General features: G+C 41.8%; 7 protein-coding genes. 2 read left to right on the top strand and 5 right to left on the bottom strand.

Going from position 1 to position 20,660, the window contains the following annotated elements:
• Positions 1-62 precede the first annotated feature (62 nt).
• Positions 63-644, top strand: a complete 582-nt coding sequence (locus tag KKD45_02800; protein MBU4309430.1) for a hypothetical protein — start codon at positions 63-65, stop codon at positions 642-644.
• A 163-nt stretch (positions 645-807) separates the two neighbouring features.
• Here KKD45_02800 and KKD45_02795 read toward each other — a convergent pair whose 3' ends face one another.
• The 3 genes from KKD45_02795 to KKD45_02785 all read right to left on the bottom strand — a co-directional run bounded on the left by KKD45_02795 (position 808) and on the right by KKD45_02785 (position 16,009).
• Positions 808-2,421: an LssY C-terminal domain-containing protein gene (locus KKD45_02795; GenBank protein MBU4309429.1), complete on the bottom strand. Its 1,614-nt coding sequence runs from the start codon at positions 2,419-2,421 to the stop codon at positions 808-810.
• Between the two features lie 62 nt (positions 2,422-2,483).
• The gene (locus KKD45_02790; GenBank protein MBU4309428.1) at positions 2,484-15,107 is read right to left on the bottom strand and encodes a fibronectin type III domain-containing protein; all 12,624 of its coding nucleotides are present in this window, start codon (positions 15,105-15,107) and stop codon (positions 2,484-2,486) included.
• Positions 15,108-15,466: 359 nt separating this feature from the next.
• On the bottom strand, positions 15,467-16,009 hold the full coding sequence (locus KKD45_02785) for a type II secretion system GspH family protein (GenBank protein ID MBU4309427.1): 543 nt from the start codon (positions 16,007-16,009) through the stop codon (positions 15,467-15,469).
• Positions 16,010-16,269: 260 nt separating this feature from the next.
• Between KKD45_02785 and KKD45_02780 the strand changes: the two genes are divergently transcribed.
• On the top strand, positions 16,270-16,779 hold the full coding sequence (locus tag KKD45_02780) for a hypothetical protein (GenBank protein ID MBU4309426.1): 510 nt from the start codon (positions 16,270-16,272) through the stop codon (positions 16,777-16,779).
• Between the two features lie 121 nt (positions 16,780-16,900).
• Here the strand turns inward: KKD45_02780 and radA are convergent, their stop codons facing one another.
• A complete protein-coding gene (gene radA / locus KKD45_02775) occupies positions 16,901-18,271 on the bottom strand; it encodes a DNA repair protein RadA (GenBank protein MBU4309425.1) in 1,371 nt (456 codons plus the stop codon).
• 21 nt (positions 18,272-18,292) lie between these two features.
• Positions 18,293-20,660 (bottom strand): hypothetical protein (locus KKD45_02770; GenBank protein MBU4309424.1); only part of this gene is annotated, 2,368 nt, incomplete at its 5' end.

The raw sequence follows: 20,660 nt of genomic DNA, 5'->3' as shown, positions 1-20,660 counted from the left end.
GAAAAAAAAAGTATGCGAAGGTTGTCTCTGAAATTGCATTCTATTTTAAAAAAAATAATCATATGAAATCTTTTAACCAACAAAATCAAATATTTTCTCAAGGACGGTTGCCTTTTTATTATGACGACATAAGTTCTTTTGCAAAAACTTTTATCGTCGGCCTGATTATAGTTTCCATTACTTTATCCTTTCCTGCTTTTGGTCATAGTGCCGATCTAACTGAAAGAATTCCGGTACGTGCAACTGAAAAAACCGCTTCTCTGGACATGAACATTATCAATCCTAGCGCGACATCAACAAGTTTCACAATTCGTGTCAGCACCAATCCCAACGGACAAGCTGTCAATGCCGTAGGCGCTTTGATTAATTTTTCCACCAGCACTGTCAAAGCAACTGACATAGATTTAAAAAATTCTTTCTGTGCCTTATTAATTGCCAACACAATTGATAATCAAATCGGACAAATCAATATCATGTGCGGCAAGCCTTATCCGGGCGTTAACACCGAGGCAACTATTGCTGAAATCACTTTTGAAAAACTCAACACAGCCACATCTAGTATTAGCTTTGCCTCAAGCTCAATGGTATTGGCTAACGACGGCTTTGGCACTGATGTTTTAAAAACGCTTAACAATTTAAAATAAAGACTTCTCATAAGGTCTGTCGCGAGAATAATATTGAAAAATAGCATTCTCACGAACAGATCTTATGACCGAGACCTCTTGCTGAATATCACTATTTGGCGATCAGGCTCAAAAAAACGGACCACTCTTCGCGGCCCGTTTTTAGTTTGCTATTTGAGTAATTTTACTGCAAGAAATAGGCTTGCCCATCGGAGAAAAATTGATCACCGACAAAATTTTGTCCTAGCACTGGATCAACAAAGGGTTTTTTTTTATAGCTCATTTCCGGATTCTCTCTGATTATATCTGCCAAAAGATAGTCACGCTCGGTGTCGATGTCAGGGCTAATTTTATGAGTTATGCCCCACTTAATACCGCTATCCAAACTCGCTGTGCCAATATAAATTTGCTGACCATCTTTTGTTATATAATTGGTCCTCCAAAAACGGGCATGATGTCGCTGGCGAACGCTATTAGCGCTAGTTGCCTTTTCAAAACCAAAATTATGGACTTCTAGGTTCCAAAAAGATGGCGTCATGGGCGCAGTGTGATAAGGCTTCTTGGCAATAGCCGTTTTGGCAATCTCTATTGTTGAATGCAGATTAATGCTATCAGCTAGACTCCAGCCCGCTTTCTCAAAAATGGTAATAAAAGCATCGTCATCTTTGGCCAAGATAATAAAACTAAGTGGCTCTTGCTTGGCGCCAGATAAAGTTTCGGTATAACGCAAATGATTATCACTAAATATCTCTTCAATATTATTTACTACTTTCTCCGCAAGTGGCGGATGAACAGTCATTAGCTCTGGTTGATAATAAATAACTGAAACAATATAAACCACCAACGAAGCTATTATTAAAGATGCTGATGTTTTTTTCTTTTTTGCAAAAGGTAATATTTTTGGTCCTTTGCCAATTTTAATTAATGCCCATTCTGCCATACTAATCCCAATAATCAACCACAGCAAGCCAACCAAATCCCCACCCCAAACATCACTCAGATAATGCACACCCAAATACAAACGACTAAAGTCAATCAAAAAAATCAAAACAAAACCGACAAAAAATATATGTATCTTGCGTCGTCTGCTTTTTATTAAGCTCATTAGCAAATATGTTACAAAACCATAAAAAGCCACAGCCGTGGTAGCATGACCACTGGGAAATGAATAAGTAGGTTCAAAATAAATCGCTGACGCCGGTCGGGCTCGTTGAAAAATAATCTTACCCAAATAAGTAAAAACTTCACTTCCAACCAGGACCACGTAAAAAGGAATAATATAATAACGCTTCCTCCAGAGCCACAGCAGCACGGTTGTAACAATTATAAAGAATAAGACTACTCGACCCCTTCCCAAAACAGTCACCCAGGTAAAAAAAGTGGTCAGCGTTTCGTCTCGAAAAATCATCAATAAATTATCCACCCTGGTGTCGACAAACACTATTGTGCTAGCACGTATGATTCCATCGACCACGCCACTAAAAAGAAAAAGGACATAGAAAAAAGCAAGTGCAAACATCGTCAGCGGAAAACCGAAAAAATGAGTCTTATCAAGGCGACGATCAAGGAAAGCCGAAATTTTCGGATGCTTTGTGAAAAAACTTTTAACATCATCGTTATTGCTTATTCCCTCTTTAATAGATTTTAAAAGCGAAAGTGCAAAGCGAACAATCGGCTGACCGAATTTTATAACCACTATTTCCGCTAAATAAATAAACAAAAAGAATATGGCAAAAAAGATTAACCAATAACTAAAAATATTTAGATTCTCTAAAGTTGCTATAATTTGATTTAACATATATTTTTATAATATTAACGCATCGCATTCACTCGCCCCATCAGGAGAGGGAAAACAAACCTCTACCACCCCGCACTATACAAAGTCACTTCAAAATTATTTGTACCAGTAAATTGTTTCGAGTCCGTACCCCATGGAATACCAATGCCCCAATAAACTTTCTTATATTCAGCTGTTGCACTGGTTGGTTTTAGTATGCCCAAGCCAGCATCTACTCCGGCTACAGTCAAATCGCTACCAGTTGACCAAGTGAAGTTGTTAACACTCCACTCGATATTATTTACTGGAATAGGGGTACTTGGAGCGGCTGTCATATCTGTACCTGATAATCTAGCATCAATCGGTGAATTACCATAATTTTCAATCGTCGTGGTGGAATTTCTTGAACCACTATCTTCACCGACGTACATCGAATTACCAAAATCAATTTGCGTTTCATTAACATCAAGGGCGGTGGTTGTTATCATCTCCACGCCAGCAGAAGTTGTCGCTACATAGGTCGCGCCATCATAGATATTAATCCTTGATAACCAATTATAGTTTCGATTAGGATTACTAGGCGTTCCTGGCGGATCATCGGTTGGAATTGCATAATATTTTAAATTAGCGGAGCAGGTGTATTTAGCCGTATCATCATCGGGACCAATGCAATCACTCACTATACAATTACTAGTGCCAATTAAATAGCAGTCATTATTATTGGCTGCGCAATTAAAACCACCGGCCACATTAGACATATAGGTAACCGCGGTAGCGCTCACTAACGACTGACAACCATTCGTATCGGTAACAGTTTGATTAATTGATTGAACATTTGTATCACTGCCCTTCATTAGTAAGGTAATATCAGTGGCATTATGTAAAACCAATGGACCAATAGTCGGTGCGACATTATTAATGGAATAAGAATTGCTCTTAGAATTACCCGTTGAGGCTAAATTATGACTATCGAAAATAAAGGCATAGTAAGTTGTCGGTCCTGATGGAGACGGTGCTGTATCCTGGTAGTAACATTTGGCATTTGGCGAACTGGTGGCTATCGCTGAACAAACAGTACTGGTCGCAATCGTACAGCCGTTATAATCGGCGGAATTAATCGTGCAAACAAATAAAGTCAAGGTATCAGCACCGCCCACACTGTCCGTATCAGAAGATGTTGTAGTGATGGTGAAATTACTGCCTGGATTTTGATTATTATTCGTCGTTACAACCGCTGAAAAAGCTGGTGGATTATTCACCACAAAAGGAGAATCGTCTTCATTGTCCCAACCACCCTGCGAAACCACAGAACAACGAGACGAACCAACACCGGATCGATAATCACAAGCATAGGCGTACCAGGCATTATTCTCCGTGCTTGTTGCAACTGTATAATCACAATCAGCCTCAACCGAGGATGAAGCTAACGTTGAAATACACCAATTACCACCAGTACAGGTTGGTGGCGCCGCATTACCACCAGTAATACTATTGGTTTTACAAATCGCTAAATAATAACTGTCATTATCGGCATCCTGGGCTGTCGCCGCAAAATTAACCATCCCACCATAATTAGTTGGCGAGCCTGTGGCTGAACCGTTATCCACTGGATTAACGGTAAAAGTCGGAGCATTGTTGGAAATTCCGGCCAAGGTTATTTCCGGATAAATATTATAATTATTTAAAGCCACGCCGGCATTAGTGACACGGAAGCAATAAGTATTCCCCATTAAGGCGTTACTGGTTGTTTTTATGATATATTCATTTTCTGTATATTGATTTTCAACCAAGGAAAGATTAGCGCTTGCATTTGATGGATTAGCCACCATAAAACCACTAGTTGATGTGTAGCCCTCTGCATTAGCCAAGCGCATCACAGTTGTTGAACCATTAGCTGTTAGAGAGCTGGTCGCCATCACAAAATGTTCAGTCGTTGCCGTTGTCGCCGGTACTGCTATCCAACCACCTGGATCAGTCGCACAATTAGCAGCGGTCGGTGCATATTCTAAACGATATTGATAATTATTAGCCGCGCCACTGGAAATATCTGCAACGGATATACGAACACGCGTGCTACTGCCAATCGCCAAAGCCGCCCCTACGGTCGGATTACCAATATCCTCAGTTTCAAGCCAAGTTGCGGTTGCTTCCGTGCCATCATTATTTCGCCAACGATAATGACGCTGACTAACGGTTGGCGTTGGTGCTGAAAATACCACATTAACAGCATCAGTACGCAAGGTCTGCGTGCCAGACACCTGATAAACGCGCCAATAAGTCCAATTGTTTATACTATAGTATTCACTGACCTTGGCATTAATATTACCAGAGATATTAAAATCTGTATTAGCCGCCGCCATTGCCTCAGTACTCACGGTTACCCAATTATTAACTGTACCAAAACGATAAACCTGCAAAACAATGTTACCAAACAACGGCGACAAACTAGACTGACCGTTCCAAGTTGCCGTAATCGCGCTCGTGTTGGTTGAGTGCTTAGTCGCAAAATTGAAAACCGCATATTGCGCAAATGATGATATTGAATCTCGCACTGCATCATCAGCCACTGTATCAACATAGCCCTGCGGATCAAGATAATAATTCAAACCCGCCTTACTAGATGGCAAGGCTACCATTGATTCCTTGGAATAAGCCTTAGTCTCCGTCGCAATTGTGGTAAAAATCGGATAATTGGAATAGGCATTCAGCGGCGAATTATCAGTTGAATTAAACAAACGCAAACGATAAGTCTTTCCGGCTAAGGCAGCGTCATTCTTAAGCGCAAAAATAAATTCTGTGTAAACATTTTTGCCTAAGTCAAAATTAGCCGTTAAATTAGTGTTCTTGTAAAAACGACCATTAACCCAGGTGTATGCACTAGCGACTGCCTTTGAAGTGCTGGCAATATCACCACTCGCTCCAGACAAAGCATCTGAATAAGCAATCTGCGTCGTTGCCCCAACATCCACCCAGGTGCCAGGCGCATCGGTCACGTTTTCATACTGCAGTTTGTAAATCTTATTGCCAGTTAAATCTCCACCAGTATTATCAATTTGGATACGAGCATTCAAGCGCTCACCGATATTCAGATTTGTCAAAGAGGTGCTAGCTGCCACTTCTGCTGTATTAGTATTAACCGTCACACCATCATCATTTTCTAATAAAAATGACCGCTGCGTAATGATATAGGCTGCATCAGTTGTTGTTGACACTTGCGTAGTGGAACTAGCCTTATTGCCAGCCAAATCATAGGCCCAAATATTAAAGACATACTGCGTGCTTGAAGCCAATCCAGTTATAGTCGTACTAGTTGCACCATTATAGTTTTGAAAGCCAAGGCTTGCAGCAGATGATGATGACCATAGTAAATCAGACTCTGATACCCCACTGGCACCAATCTTATAATAAATCTTATACTGCGAAAAATTCGCCTCCGTGGTGGATGCCCCAAATAATAAGGTTACACTTCGTGAATCCTTGGCTGTAATTGTCAAAGCCCCTGGCGCCGTTGGATTAGTAGTGTCTATCTTAAAATTTGGCACCACTGAATTATAAGTCACCCAACTAGAACAATTTGCTGACAAATCACAGGCTATTGTTTGCCACTTATAATCACCATCGGGAACAATCGTCGAAATAGTGGTAGTACCTGTATAGGGCGTTACCCGATAATCACCGGTCGAACTAGCCGACTGCCAAATCTTGCTTGCACAAGCCGCCCAGGTCGTACCAGCTACACAAGACGATACCGGCTGTGTAGTAATAGTGGTAAATATCCCCGCCGTGGAAGTAGCCTGGAAATAAAGAGCTACCTTGTCACTAACACTCGGATCATTAGCTGAAGCCTTGAATACAAGCGTATTTTGATTCACCCAGGCACCGTTATTAATAACCGTAATTGCATCACTCTTGTACTGAATTAAATTAGCAGGATTTAATGGAGTAGCATCTGCAGTCTCAGTAATGTTCACATAAGCCACACCAGGAGTTGCATTTTCATCTAAATATGTCTGTAATTGCCCCCAGGCTGATCCGCTATAATCGGAAAGCATAAGCCTCACGGCTAATTTTTTGCCAGCATGAATATAACCACCAGACAAGTTGGTAGTATCTGGAAGTAGAGTAGCTGCCGTCGTTGGCACCAAAATTGACGTTGAAGTGCCCAATGATGTGCAATTTTGCAGTGAACCAGCGGGATTATATTCACAAAACTCATAATACAAGTAATCCGCGACTGAAGGATCAGAGGCGAAAATAGCTGAGCTTGTTGCTGAACCGGAAATATAAGTATCTGCCATATATGCCGTATCAAAGACGGAAAAAAATACTTGATAAACACCATTAGAATTTGGCGTCGCACGAAGTCTTGTTCTTGTATTACAAGTAGAGTCAGTTGCGGAAAGTAACGATATTGATGTCTCAAAGGTTGACATGTTAGTACCACAACTAATATTCGTTGTATCTGCCCCAACATTAGTACCCGAGTCTGGAATCAACCAATACTGCTTACTGGTGGAAATACCTCCGTTAGTTCTCATTAAAGCCACTGTCGAGCTGGCCTTATTGCCCGCCATATCGTAAATCCAGATATTGAAGTAATAATCCGTGCCTGGACTTAAGCCGCTAGCGGTAGTGGTCAAGGCGCCATTGTAGTTAATATAATTCAAATTACTATCAACTACCTCATAACTTGATTCACTCACAGCTGAAGATGTCGCGTAGAATATTTTATAGTAAGCAAAGTTAGTATCAGACCCGACTGCTCCATAATTCATGGTAACACTGACCTGGTTTTTACTATTTTCTGTCAAAGCTCCCGGTGCCGTTGGATTGGTTAAATCAACTTTAAAATTCGGCTGAGCAACATTAAAGATTGTCCAGTTGCTTGCACAATCGCCATCGTCATCACATGCTAAAACTTGCCACTTATAACCGGCGTAATCCTGAGGGAGACTAGTGACGCTAGTTGTTGCCACAAAAGGAGTTACAGAGTAATCACTTGCCGTTGATGAAGATATAAACCAAATCTTACTAGCACAAGAATTAAATGCTGTTCCCCAAACACAAGCTCCCGCGGGCGTTGTTGTTGCCGAGGCTAACGAGCTGCCATTGCTCACTAATTGGAAATAGACTGTCAACAATTCACTAGCATCAGGATCATTGGCTGAAGCATATAATAACTCATTAACATCATTAGTCCAGCCACCGTTCGCGATTGTTTTTATCCCAGTATTTCGATACTGATCAATCGCCAAAACATTGGTTGGATAAGCGTTTGTTTTTACACCTAGGACAGCAGAAGAACTGGCACTATTACCCGCATTATCAAAAGCCCAAATCTTGAAATAATATTGCGTATTTGGCAACAAACCTGGAATTGTTGTTGTTGCCGCTCCACCATAATTCGCAAAATCCATATTGGCTTCAAAAAACTCTGAACTACTTGCTAGTGTTGGTGGCGTTGTCGTACTGTAGTAAATCCGATAATCTCTAAAATTGGTATCTGTACTTTGGGAACCAAAATTCACCGTTACACTAGTTGCATTTTTTTTATTAAAAGTTAAAGACCCCGGATTTGTCGGCACCACATTATCCAAGCCATAAACAATATAAGTACTTGTCGCGGTTGGTGCAGTTGTACCATCATAAACGACCAAGCCCAAGCAATAATCACCGTTAGCTGTCGGCACCTCCGTTTTTGACGTCCAGTAGGACACGATGAAGTTCTCCCCGGGAGAAGTCATAATCCACCCAGTACTAGTACCGATTTGATAAACAGCATTATTGTCCACCTTGGGATCTCCATAAGTGGCTGTTGTCCGCGCATCCAAAGGATCGATTGTTGGATCACTACTGGCCCCAAAAACACAGCTCGTTCCCGCTGAATAAAACAACCTGGCGCGTAAAATATCATCATTATCGGAATCATCAGCTCTAATAACCACTTTTACCGCCCCAGAACCATCTCCCTCTTGGGTTGCCATATAAATTGAACCACTTGGTTGTGTTACCGAATTAATTGTTGTAGTCGATATATACGGCGTCGAGCTCGCTTTATTGCCCGCCAAATCATAAATCCACATATTAAAACTATATTGAGTGCCGGCTGCCAAACTATTAAGCGCCGTCGTGGTAGCGCCTCCAAAATCAACCAAGGTAAAACTTGGATCTATAAGTAAATTATCAGTTTCACTAGGAGCTGTTGGGCCAACTTTATAATAAAGCTTATAAGAGGCAAAATTAACATCCGAGCCTGGTGTCCCCAACCCCAGAACCACTCCAGTCGTCGACAAACTAATAATTGACAACGGCCCAGGTGCGATTGGACTAGCCAAGTCAATCCTAAAATTAGGATCGGAACCAAAATCTTGCCAATTTGAACAAGTATTATCATTATCACAAGCCATCACCTGCCACTTATAACCAATCGCCGATGCAGGAATTGTGTTTGGATTCACTTCTCCTACATAAGGTGCAATACGATAATCAGCCGTCGTTGAGGTCGCCACCCACATTTTGCTAGTGCAGGCCGCCCAGGTCGTGGTTGAAGCACAAGCTGTAGTAGTGGCGCTAGTGAAAGCAGTAGTATTATCTACCAACTCGAAGTAAATCTTCAAAGCTGAAGACGCATCCGGATCAGTCACAGATGCTTTTAATTTCACATTATCTTCATTTGTCCAAGCCCCATTTGCAATTGTTGTTGTGCCGTTATTTTTAAATTGGCCAATAATCGTCGCGTCAGCCGGCTTGGTATCAATAGTAAAATTTGGAATCGAGTCATCAAAATTAACCCAAACCGAACAAGAGCTTTGGCTATCACACGCTTTAACTTGCCATTTGTAACCAATCAACGAATCAGGAATGCTAATAATGCTAGTCGTCGCCGTAAATGGTGTAACACTATAATTACCAAGCGCACTGGTACGGCTCCAAATCTTACTCGCGCACGAATCATAAGCTACTCCACTCGCGCAAGTCGCACCTGGCACGCCCGACGAGGTCTCAAAAGCACCGCTTGTGGTCGCCATTTGGAAATAAAGCGATACGGTATCGCTAGTATCACCATCATTGACCGCTGCGCCCAAGACAACATTATTTTCATTATGCAAGGACCCATTTGCAATTGTACTTACACCATCACTTCGATATTGTTGCAAAGACATGGCCGCATCCGGAGCCACGTAAATAACCGATTGCTTCACATTAACATAAGTCACGTTAGAGGCAGCACTTGTATCCAAGTAAAAAGTAGACAAAGTCCAACCCGATGTTCGTGGTTCCACTAACCAGGTTTTGACAGCCAACTTATAACCAGCACGAACCACACCACCAGTCATATTTTGTGTCGATGGATAAAGCGTAACCAAGACTGTTCCAGGGGCAGTTACCGAAGTGGAGGTACCGAGTGAATTACAATTTAAAGGTGAGCCATTTGGATCATATTCACAAAATTCATAATACCAATTCACTGCATTCGCTGTGGCCTGGATTACTGAAATAGCCGAAACCGTACTGGTGCCAGAAATAAAAGTATCCTTAGCATAGGCCGTATTATAAACGGAAAAATTCATTAAATAAGAGCCAGCCGCTGCCGGTGTAAATCGCGTTCTGGTACGAATACCACAAGTCGAAGGAGTGGTTATCAATAATGAGCGTTTCGGAATAACATTGGTATACAAAGAACCGCAAACTGTATCAGTAATATCAGCTCCCACATTCGTGCCGCTATTCGGTGTTAACCAGTACTGAGCATCAGTTGACACCACTGTATTAGTGGTAATCGCTAATTCCTGCGCTCCGCTTGCCTTATGACCATAAGCATCATAAGCCCAAATATTAAAGACATACTGGGTCTTGGCTGCCAAGCCACTAATAACCACTGAGCTCGCGCCGTTAAAATTTTTGACCCCCAAATTTGGATTATCTGCCTTTGTAAAAGCCGTGTCCCCCTCGGTAACACCCGAGGTGCCAACTTTATAAAAAATCTTATACTCGGAAAAATTTGCTTCCGTAACTGGTGCGCCCAAAGCTAAGGTGATCTGACCCCACTCATCGCTCACTAACGATAAAGAGCTTGGCGTTGTCGGCGCCACATTGTCAATAGTAATCGTCGTCGTTGCCGCTATTGTTTGGTCCTGAACTCCATCGTTAGTGGTCAAGCGCAAACAGTAATCACCATCCGCTGTCGGGACATTCGCCATTGAATTCCAATCAAACATCACCGAGTTGGACCCCGAAGCAGTTGTAATCCAAGACGTACTGGTACCGATTTGATAGACACTATTATTATCAATACGCGGATCACCAAAATCAGCCGTGATATTGGCATCAGTTTCATCCAAAGTTGGGTCACTGCTTGGTGAAAAACTACAGGTCAAGCCTGGTTGATATTCCAATTTGGCCTGCACATTGTCATGATCCATGTCATAAACCTCAATTGATAAATCAATTATTCCCGAGCCGTCAGTTTTTTGCGCAACCGAATTAAATATACCCGTTGGCGGATTAAAGCCTAATTCTGTCTTGATATAATTTTCTGTCGATGAAGACCTGTGCCCATAAGCATCATAAGCCCAAATATTAAAAACGTAATCCGTATTTGAAACCAAACCACTTACCTCTGTGGTAGTAAAACCGTTATAATTAATAAAGTTCAAGTTGTTGTCAACCTGCTCCATGTCACCCTCAGTTACCCCACTCGTGCCAACCTTATAAAAAATTCGATATTCAGAAAAATTAGGATCGCTGGCTTGAGCCCCAAATTTCAAAGTAATTGAAGTGTCTGTCTTGGCATACTCTGTCAAAGACCCAGGCACCGTAGGCGACTTGTTGTCAATATAAACCGTTGTTGTTGCTGGCATTGTTTGATCACTATAACCATCATTAGCGGTTAAGCGTAAACAATAATAGCCTTCTTGGTTCGGAATATCCAATACCGGATTCCAATCAAAATTGACATTATTTGCTCCCGAAGAAGTAATAATTTTATAAGTACTTGTGCCCACCTGATAAGGCTGGATATTATCAACATGCACCGTGCCAAAATCAGCTGTAGTCGAAGCCGCATTTTCATTTAAGGTTGGATCGCCAGCCGGTGAAAAAATACAAGTCGTACCAGTCGCATATTCAATCTTCACCCGCACCTCATCAAAGTTTTGATCATTAACTTTGATAGAAATATCAACCACGTCAGGCGTACTAGTCGCCTGACTCACAGAATTAAAAATACCTGTCGGCAAAATATTCGGTGCCATGGCTGTACTAAAAACCGCCATCGAGATTTGATCCATTCTTTGAGTTGTTTGTGAGTTAGCCAAGGCTGACGCATTAATGGTATAGCCGGTAGTTGGAATATTGGCCACGGTCATAATATTAAACAAAGAATAATCAGCCGCACCATGACCGGTTTTATCCAAAGCCGCCCCCTGCATCCAACTCCAACCAACCGGCGCAATTGCCCCATTAATTTGCAAACGATCATCAGTTCCCGCACTTGCATTAGCGGCATTATCAATCCAAGAAGTAAAGACAAATTGATTACCACTTGAAGTCGGCTGATAATTACTACCGGCATTAAGATTGCCAATATTATACCAAGTTGCTAGCGCTGGAAAGGTCACATCTGTGCCGGTATACATCGACTTATGCGATTCAAAGGCGCTCATATTCAAGGCAAAGAGCTTGCTACTATTATAATCATTGGCCGCTGAACCAACATCGGCCACGCGCATACTAAAAGTGGTGCTGGTCGCCACCGCGGTAAAGGGCGCAATCAAGACATAGGGTAAAATTTCCGCATTGTTTTCGCCCTCCATTACATATTGCATATAAGCTGTCGAGCCATTCCAAATGTGGCCGGCATAACTAGTGCCGCCATTACTGTCGTTAACCCCAACATCGCCCATGCCAAACACCAACCAATCCTTAACGCCATTGGCATAATCCAGGGTAACACTCGTTTTCGCAGTAAAAGTAGTGGTATGCACCGCTGGAGTCGCATCAACAGCATAAGACCAATCTGTTGGACGTAAGTCGCTCAGATTGATTGCCAATATCTGGGCATGTAAAGAATTCGTCGTTCCGGAATTTGGACGATAACGCAAATCAATACTCGTCGGCGTACTCGGCTGATCATAAACATCCATCCAGGAAATCTGGAAAGCATCGGCCGCCGTACCTGGCGCTTCGACCAAGCCCGTGTATTGCACTGTCGTATCATAGCGAATTTCAAAATCGTTATTCACCGTTGTACCAGAACCGGTAAAACCACCGGTTACATAGACAAAATATTTCTTACCACCCACAAAGGCACCAGAAGCCGCTGTTACCGCCGTTGTGTAATTCACTGTATCAGCTGAACCAGCACTCAAAGCGATTGACTGAGCCAAGACATAACCAACATCAGCATCAGAGGCGATTTGCCACTGACGTGCTTCGATAAAAGTATTATTAGAAAAAGCTGCCGGACCAAGCAAGAAAAACTCCGGTGACACATTGGGCGGATCCAAGATATAGCGATAAAAATACGACTCCCCTTTCTTCCAATCAACTGCCCAGCTCAATTCCCGATCCTCGCCATTTATCGTTTCCACTGTGCCACTCGCATAAACCACTTTAAAAGACACGGGCATTTTCTCGATAAAATCACCTTGATAATCCTCATTCACCTTAATGGTAAAAGTCACCTCATAACCCGCATAAGGATAAACACGTGTCGGACCGGTGCGGTCGATATCAAAAGGCACATAGTCGCGCACTTCAAATTGATCCTTGATTTCCTTTTGTCCATTGTCCGTATTGGCAATCAAATGCACCGCATAAATACCTACGCCGCTAGTCTGGTAATGGCTATAATAATCCGGCGTGCTGATTACATTATCCGGTCCGCACTCTGGATTACGCACGATAGCATTGTCTGATACTTCTGTTTTTTGCGTCGTTACCGTGCCATCAGGGGCAGTAATTTCCAAAACCAAGTCAGCGTCGCAGAGCGTATGTCCTAAGTCGTTCAAAACACCCATTTGCAAATAAGCATCTTCATTCGGACTGTAAATGGATTTATTTGAGTTGAAAGCCAGAACGCCCCAAGAAAAATCCTGAACAAAATCAATAAAGCGCCCCAAGGTCAAATTATTTTCCTTAATCTCAATCTCTAAACGATACTCACCCGGCTTAAACTCGCGTGGTTGCTTGCCTAAATCAATCTCAAACTCACCATTTTTCAAATACTGCGCAGTCAAATCAAAAGTTCGCACCTCCTCATCGCCACGCATTAAACGCGCAATAATTTCGATATTTTTATATTCATCGTTCACCAAGCTCTTGAGTCCAGCCCCAATGCCATCCAATAGACCTCGATTTTTCTTAAATTTAAATTTGAATTTTGGATTATCACCGATTTTAAAACTGCTTTTATCTGATAAAAAATCTAGAGAAAATTGTTCTTTTAGGGCCTGTAATTCCGCGTCGTCGGTTTCCGCTTGAAAATGTTGACCTGATAAACTGGAATCAATCTCCAACCACAAAGCATCAATGTAAATACTAGTCTTTTGGTCAATGATTTCCTTGTCTTCACTCTTGTAGCTAACCCTAATTTGCAGGTCATTGATATTGCTCCAATCCTGGAAAACTGGCATACCAATCAGGAAGTAGCCGCCGTTGTTGGCATTAGAAATAGTATTATTAATCAAAAAATCATTTAACAAGGCCCAATCGCCACCCCCGCCAATGCGATATTCAAAAACTAAAGCATCTTTTTGTTTATTGCTGAGCGCTGACATTGATAAGCGCAATTGGATATTGCTAATATCAGATTCTTCATAATCACCCGGGATACTAAAATCAGAATAAATAAAACTCTGTTTATTAAAAACAGGCTCACTTATCTCAACAGTCGAAGTGGCATTATCGCCATCCGTGTCGCTTATTAGATTTTCATCCGCCTTAACTGACTCTGATTTTGCAAATTCCCCAGATTTAAAATAAGAAAACAATGTCTTGGTGTTACCCCAAAGACGATTCAAAACCGAAACCTCGCCACTAGATTCTGAGCTAGCATCTGACGAAGGCGTAGGCACTGATTCTGACGCCGGCACCACATCTGGAATAGGTGCCGACTCTGGTGCAATAAATTGCTCAACACCTGGCTCTGCTTCAATATTGGAACCAGAAACTGCTTCAATATTGGCTTCATTGTTAATTTTTTCGAGTTGCTCCGTACTTGGCTCATAACATTGCCCGCCAGGAACAACCAATTCAACTGAGCCACTTTCTTGATTTTCAAGAGCTTCATTAAAAACCGGCGCTACCAGCAACTCCTGATCTTGATCCTGCGCTAACCCTGACACCAACGGCTCTCCAGTATCAGACGATGGCATTTCAACAACTGTCCCCGTAGCCACAGTCTCAACTTGCGCCTCTTGGCCAATAGCAATAAAAATTGAATTCATGGCAGTAAAAGCGGAAACGTCGGCCATATCATCCAAGTCTTGACCCAAGCCACCTGACACATTCTGCCAATCAACCATTTGCTTGTTTTTTTCTAATTTAAATTTACCAGGATAAATATTAATCTTATCACCACCTGAAGCCTTAAGCGCTGAGTAGTCAAAATTATCAAATTTAAACAAAAAAACTGCCTGCGTAAACGCAAAAAACAGCAAAAAAAACCACCATATTTTATTTTTTCGAATAAATATTTTTAGCATGGAAAATAAAATATTTCAAAACGGAAATATTTTTGTGATATTAGGGAAAATTTGATGATAAAAAGTTATCAACAGATGCCTATATTATATCACAAAATTTACAAAATATGAAATATATTATGCCATTTTTTAACTATAAACTGCAAACCCAGAATATCACGCAAAAAAAATCTATCCAACATCATCAAAGTCTCTCAAAGTGGTTAAGTCTGAGTCTCTCAGCTCAGGACTCCGACATTCTGAGTGCTTAACCACCGCGTCAAAATCCCCGTTCGGAAGACTCTGATGTTACAATATAAAAAACTGTTCCAAATACTTGGAACAGTTTTTATAAGCTCTATTCAATTATTATATTTTCCCTATCTTGTTACCTCAACGATCGGCGCAGTAGCTGCGGATCCCTTCTCGGAGCTACAAGCACCAACAGTAACTGCACTATTAGCCTCCACTCTCAAATAATACATAGACTTATCAACATCGCCGTCAGCCTGAACAACCTGAATATCATTCGGATCAAACGGCATTTTCGGCAAATATCCTTTATCTACTAATTCTTTTAGATCTACAACACCCGCAAGAGTGCCACCATTACAAGTAACGCCAGTAGCGAGCGCATTATCATCTTTAGTACTTATTAAAAAGTTGTTTTGATTACCAACACCATCCAAAAACCCATTCGTGGTAACCGACGGTAAATATGCACCACCATTATCAACTTGATTTAATTTAATGGCTCCTAAGATAGCATTTACATCTGACCAACGACGAGAATTTCTTGAGTCCTGAAATCTAGCCAAAGGATTTAAGGCCACAAAGACCACGGTTGTCAAAATCGCCATCACGGCAATAACGATCAACAACTCAATTAAGGTAAAACCTTCTTTATTGTTATCTTTTTTCATAAAGATTATGAATTATTTTAAATAATTGTATAAACTAACTATAGTAAAATTATTCAGATGTTGCAATATTTTTCAATATTAGCCAAAAATTAATAAAATAAAGTTATCAACAGCTAATAATAGTATAGCATAAAATTAGTAAAATTAAAACAAAAACACCCTCTAGGACTGTATGCTCTTTGCAAATTTTAATTTTTAATGTATAATACAAGTGGTTGTTTTAACTTTTTTGCATTTCTTAAACTAAAGAGGAGATAAAGATGGGTGAGACAAGAATCATATATGAAAAACAAGGCAAAGGTGGTCATACTGTCACCGTTACCAGGTCGCTAATCAAAAGTAGCAACGACCACTGTTGCCAATGCTTCATGACCATTGGTCACGGCGAAAAAAGAAGCCAAACGGTTATTGGTACTGTGCACAATGACTGTCTGCACAAAATCATCATGGCGGCTTTCAAAAAAGCCGGCTTGTCAGTGCCACGAATGTCATCTTCTCCCAGGGCAACCCTTGAAGAGGCATTTGCCACTCTTTTTTACGACAAAAAACCAGACCAAAAAAAAATCGATCTGGTAAACGCCCTACACCAGGACTTCTTCAGAAGCCCGGTCAATATTTACGGTATACTGGCAACGCGGAAAATCGCCAGGGAAATCCTGGATACTACTTCCGCAATACATCCCTTGGCACATGTCGATCTGATGGCAAAAAAATTCCAGAAAACATTTGGTCAGCCAATCAACATCTCAAAAGTACACCTCCTTTACTAAGGAGGACGCAAATAACAAAAAAACAAGCAGATCATTCGTGGTCTGCTTTTTTCTTTTTTAAAAAATTATAAATCATCGTGTCTCCCGCCTCACCTCGACTATTTCCCGCAAGACAAGCGAGTTAAGCAGCATGCATAATCCGATTCACCACCTCACTCAAATTCTTTACCTTGATCAACTCCATCTTCCCCGCCTTCACATCCACATTGGGAACAATTGCGCGCGTATAGCCCAATTTAGCCGCCTCAGCCAGTCTTTCTTTCAACTTGCCAACATTACGCACCTCGCCGCCCAGACCCACTTCGCCGAGGAAGATTGTTTTGTGGTCGATCTTTTGATTGAGTAGCGCCGAGATGATGGCCGCGCAAACCGAGAGATCCAAGACTGGATCCGTAATTTTCATGCCGCCGACAATATTTAAAATCACATCTTGCGTGGTCAGATTCAGACCGCCACGTTTGGTCAAGACCGCGGTCAGGACTTGCAAACGATTCAAATCAAAACCAGACACCTTGCGTTGCGGATAGCCAAAGAGTGTCTTCGTTACCAAAGCCTGCACCTCGACCAAGAATGGTCGCGTGCCGTCCATGACGCAGCACACCGCGGAACCGGAAATCAACTCATTACCCTCGTGCATAAAAATCGCCGAGGGATTTTTTATTTCCACGAAACCCGCTCCCGTCATCTCAAATACGCCCAACTCATTCACCGAGCCGAAACGATTTTTCGTCGAACGCAACATCCGATAATCCTTATTCGCATCGCTCTCCAGATAAATCACCGTATCCACCATATGCTCCAAGCTCTTCGGCCCAGCCACTGATCCATCCTTGGTAATATGCCCAATCAAAATAATCGAAATACCATCAATCTTGGCTAGTTCCAAAAACTTCACCGTTGAAACGCGAATCTGGTTGACACCACCCGCCTCTGAGATTGCCTCAGATGAATACATCGTTTGAATCGAGTCAATGATTAATAATTTCGGCTTGTGCTTCTTCGCCGCCGCCACAATCTTCTCAACGTTCGTCTCACTAATAAAACCAATCTTAGCGAAATCACAACTCAGGCGTGCCAAACGCGCCTTTACCTGACTCGCTGATTCTTCGCCACTCGCATAAAACACTTCCCCACTATCACTGTTCAATGCAATTGCATTCGCAATCTGTGCCAAAATCGTCGACTTACCGATTCCCGGCTCACCTGACAACAAGATTAAAGATCCAGGCACAATGCCGCCGCCAAAGACGCGATCTACTTCTGAAATACCAGTCTTGATGCGTTTTTCATAATTATCATTCTTGATTTGGTCCAATCTTATGATTTCAGCTGGTGCCGTTGCTGCCGTTCCTCGTTTCTCCACCTCCTGCCGATTCAAAGTTTCTTCTCCGAGCGTTCCCCACGCTCCACACGACAAACAACGCCCGCTCCACTTTTGAGATTGAGCATCGCATTTTGCACAAGTATAAATTGTTGTTGTTTTTGCTGACATAAAATTTCTTAATACTTCTAATTAATACATAAATGTATAACGACAATAAACCGTCGCATACTCACCATACCCTGATGCCCATATTTGACTAATGCCACTCATGTAATTACCTGGTCTGACGCCAACCGTTCCCGGATAACCAAATGTCGCCGCCGGCCAAGATGAATCATCGTAATTTATCTGTTCCCAGCTCGCACCAGGAGTACCGGAGCATTTCCAATTGCTCAAGTCATTAGTAGTCATATTATTACAAGTACTTCTGTTTAATGTCAATGAAACGCCCCACCAACCGCCTGCGTCAGATGCCTTAAAGGCGATGACATTTTTTCCTGGTTGTACTGTAACACTATATGATGTCACATCGTGCCAGTCAGCAGACGTGCCAATAAATGCACCATTAAAATATGTTTGATGCCAATTATCAGCACAAACTTGTATTCCTGCCAAATTAGTCGAGCAACAATTTGAAGTAACAAATGAGCAACCCGAACAACTTAAAGATCCTCCATTATACCCAAGCGCAGCGCAAGTTTTACCCTTTAGGTCGGAACCATCACATGCCTCACTCCCTTCGGCCACATTATTTCCACAAATTTGATTATAACAATTAGCCGTATTCAAAGAGGAGCAGTCAGTGGCGCAACTCAATGTGCCTCCGGTGAATCCCAATGCGGCGCACGTATTACCACTAACATTCACACCATCACATTGCTCACCATTACTAACAATACCATCACCGCAGCTCAAACCCTGTATAGTTTGTGAATGGCAACTTGCATCACAATACAAACAGCTACCTCCATAAGGGGCCGTGCAAAGAACGCCGTTAGACGATCCGGTATCACATTGTTCTGGACCGTCTTTTACACCATTACCACAATAAGGACCGATCTCAGTCTGCCACTGACAGATTCCATCACAATACGCGCAACTACTTCCATATGCAGCAGAACAAATAAAACCGTTAGTCAGTCCAAAATCACAACCCTCACCATAAGAAAACTGCGGAGTGCCTCCATCGCCACACCAACCACCAACAGAAAGGCAACCGCCACAATTAATAGAACCAATAGGACAGGTGCCACTACACGAATATTGCATGGTGAAGCTGCTTTCACCTGGAGTAAACGCCACATTATCGCTTCCATCACATTGCTCTTGCCCATTATCATTAACACCGCCCCTACCCTCAGTATTTTGATTCTGCCGAACACCATCACCGCAATAATTATTTACATGCATGTCATAACTCACTGCTTGACTAGTAGCGCCGTACTCATCCGTGGCGGTAATTTCAATCGGCTGAATGCCAACAGTAGTTGGCGCGCCCTGAATCAAGCCATTATTATCGATACTAACACCGAGAGCTGCTTGAGTTAATACAAATTTATTAACCAAATTTCCATCTACATCAGTAGCCTTAATCTGACAAGCCTGATAGAGATTATTCTGCCTAGTACTTTGCTGACAACCCAGGGGCACGGTAATCATTGGCGGATTATTAACAACCTTAATATTAAACTCCTTAGAGGTGGTTGCGCCATACTGATCATTCACATTAAGTGTAAATGGATAAACACCGGCAATATTACTAGTATTATCCGGCTTTATAATTCCGGAAAATGAAAATAAATATTCTTTATTATCTGGAGCAATTTTTTCAAAAAAATCGATTACGCTAGATTCTAAAAAACTAACACCGTAGCTCAAGGCACGTCCAAGGGGATAGTCAGTAATCAAGTCATAAACCTTAAATGAAATATTAAGAGGATTAGTTGTGCTAGCAACATACTCCCTATCAGTAGATAAAACAACGGGACCAAAATTAACAACTGTAATAGTAAATATTTGTGTTGTTGAGGCTTTACCGTCACTAATTTTAGCGGTGAAAACATAGGAACCCCTTTTGCCAGTTTTTAGTGCGATAATTTTTTTTTCATTTTCATTGGGTGAATTACTAACAGTTGGTGCTTTGCCATCACCCCAAGATGACCATTGATTGGCCGGAGCAAATGATGGCTGAAAATCAAAAGTCCAAATCAAATCATCACCATCTTGATCTGTAGCTTTGACAAAACCAACAAACTCTAAGCCAGAGTTAATCGTTGGCAGACTGACACCAATAAACTGCGGAGCATGCTCATCTCTTAATTCAGTTAAATGATAATTATTAACTATATTACAAGAGCCATTATTTAGTCCTTGTATATAACCAGATTCCATTGTGGAACACAAATCATAAGCGAGCCCCTTGCTATCTGTCTGATAAACAAAGGCGCTGCTACCGGCTGGTAGATTTACTTGTGAATTATTTGGATCGCTGTCGGCGAATTTTCTTTCCTTTTCGTCCCAACAAGTTTTAGGATTAAAATTAGCGGGACAGGAACCT

The sequence above is a fragment of the Patescibacteria group bacterium genome, from assembly GCA_018897195.1.
In the GTDB taxonomy this organism is placed as follows: domain Bacteria; phylum Patescibacteriota; class Patescibacteriia; order Patescibacteriales; family UBA12075; genus JAHILH01.
Note: the sequence above shows the minus strand (reverse complement) of the source record. Positions and strands in the feature narration are given on the sequence as shown.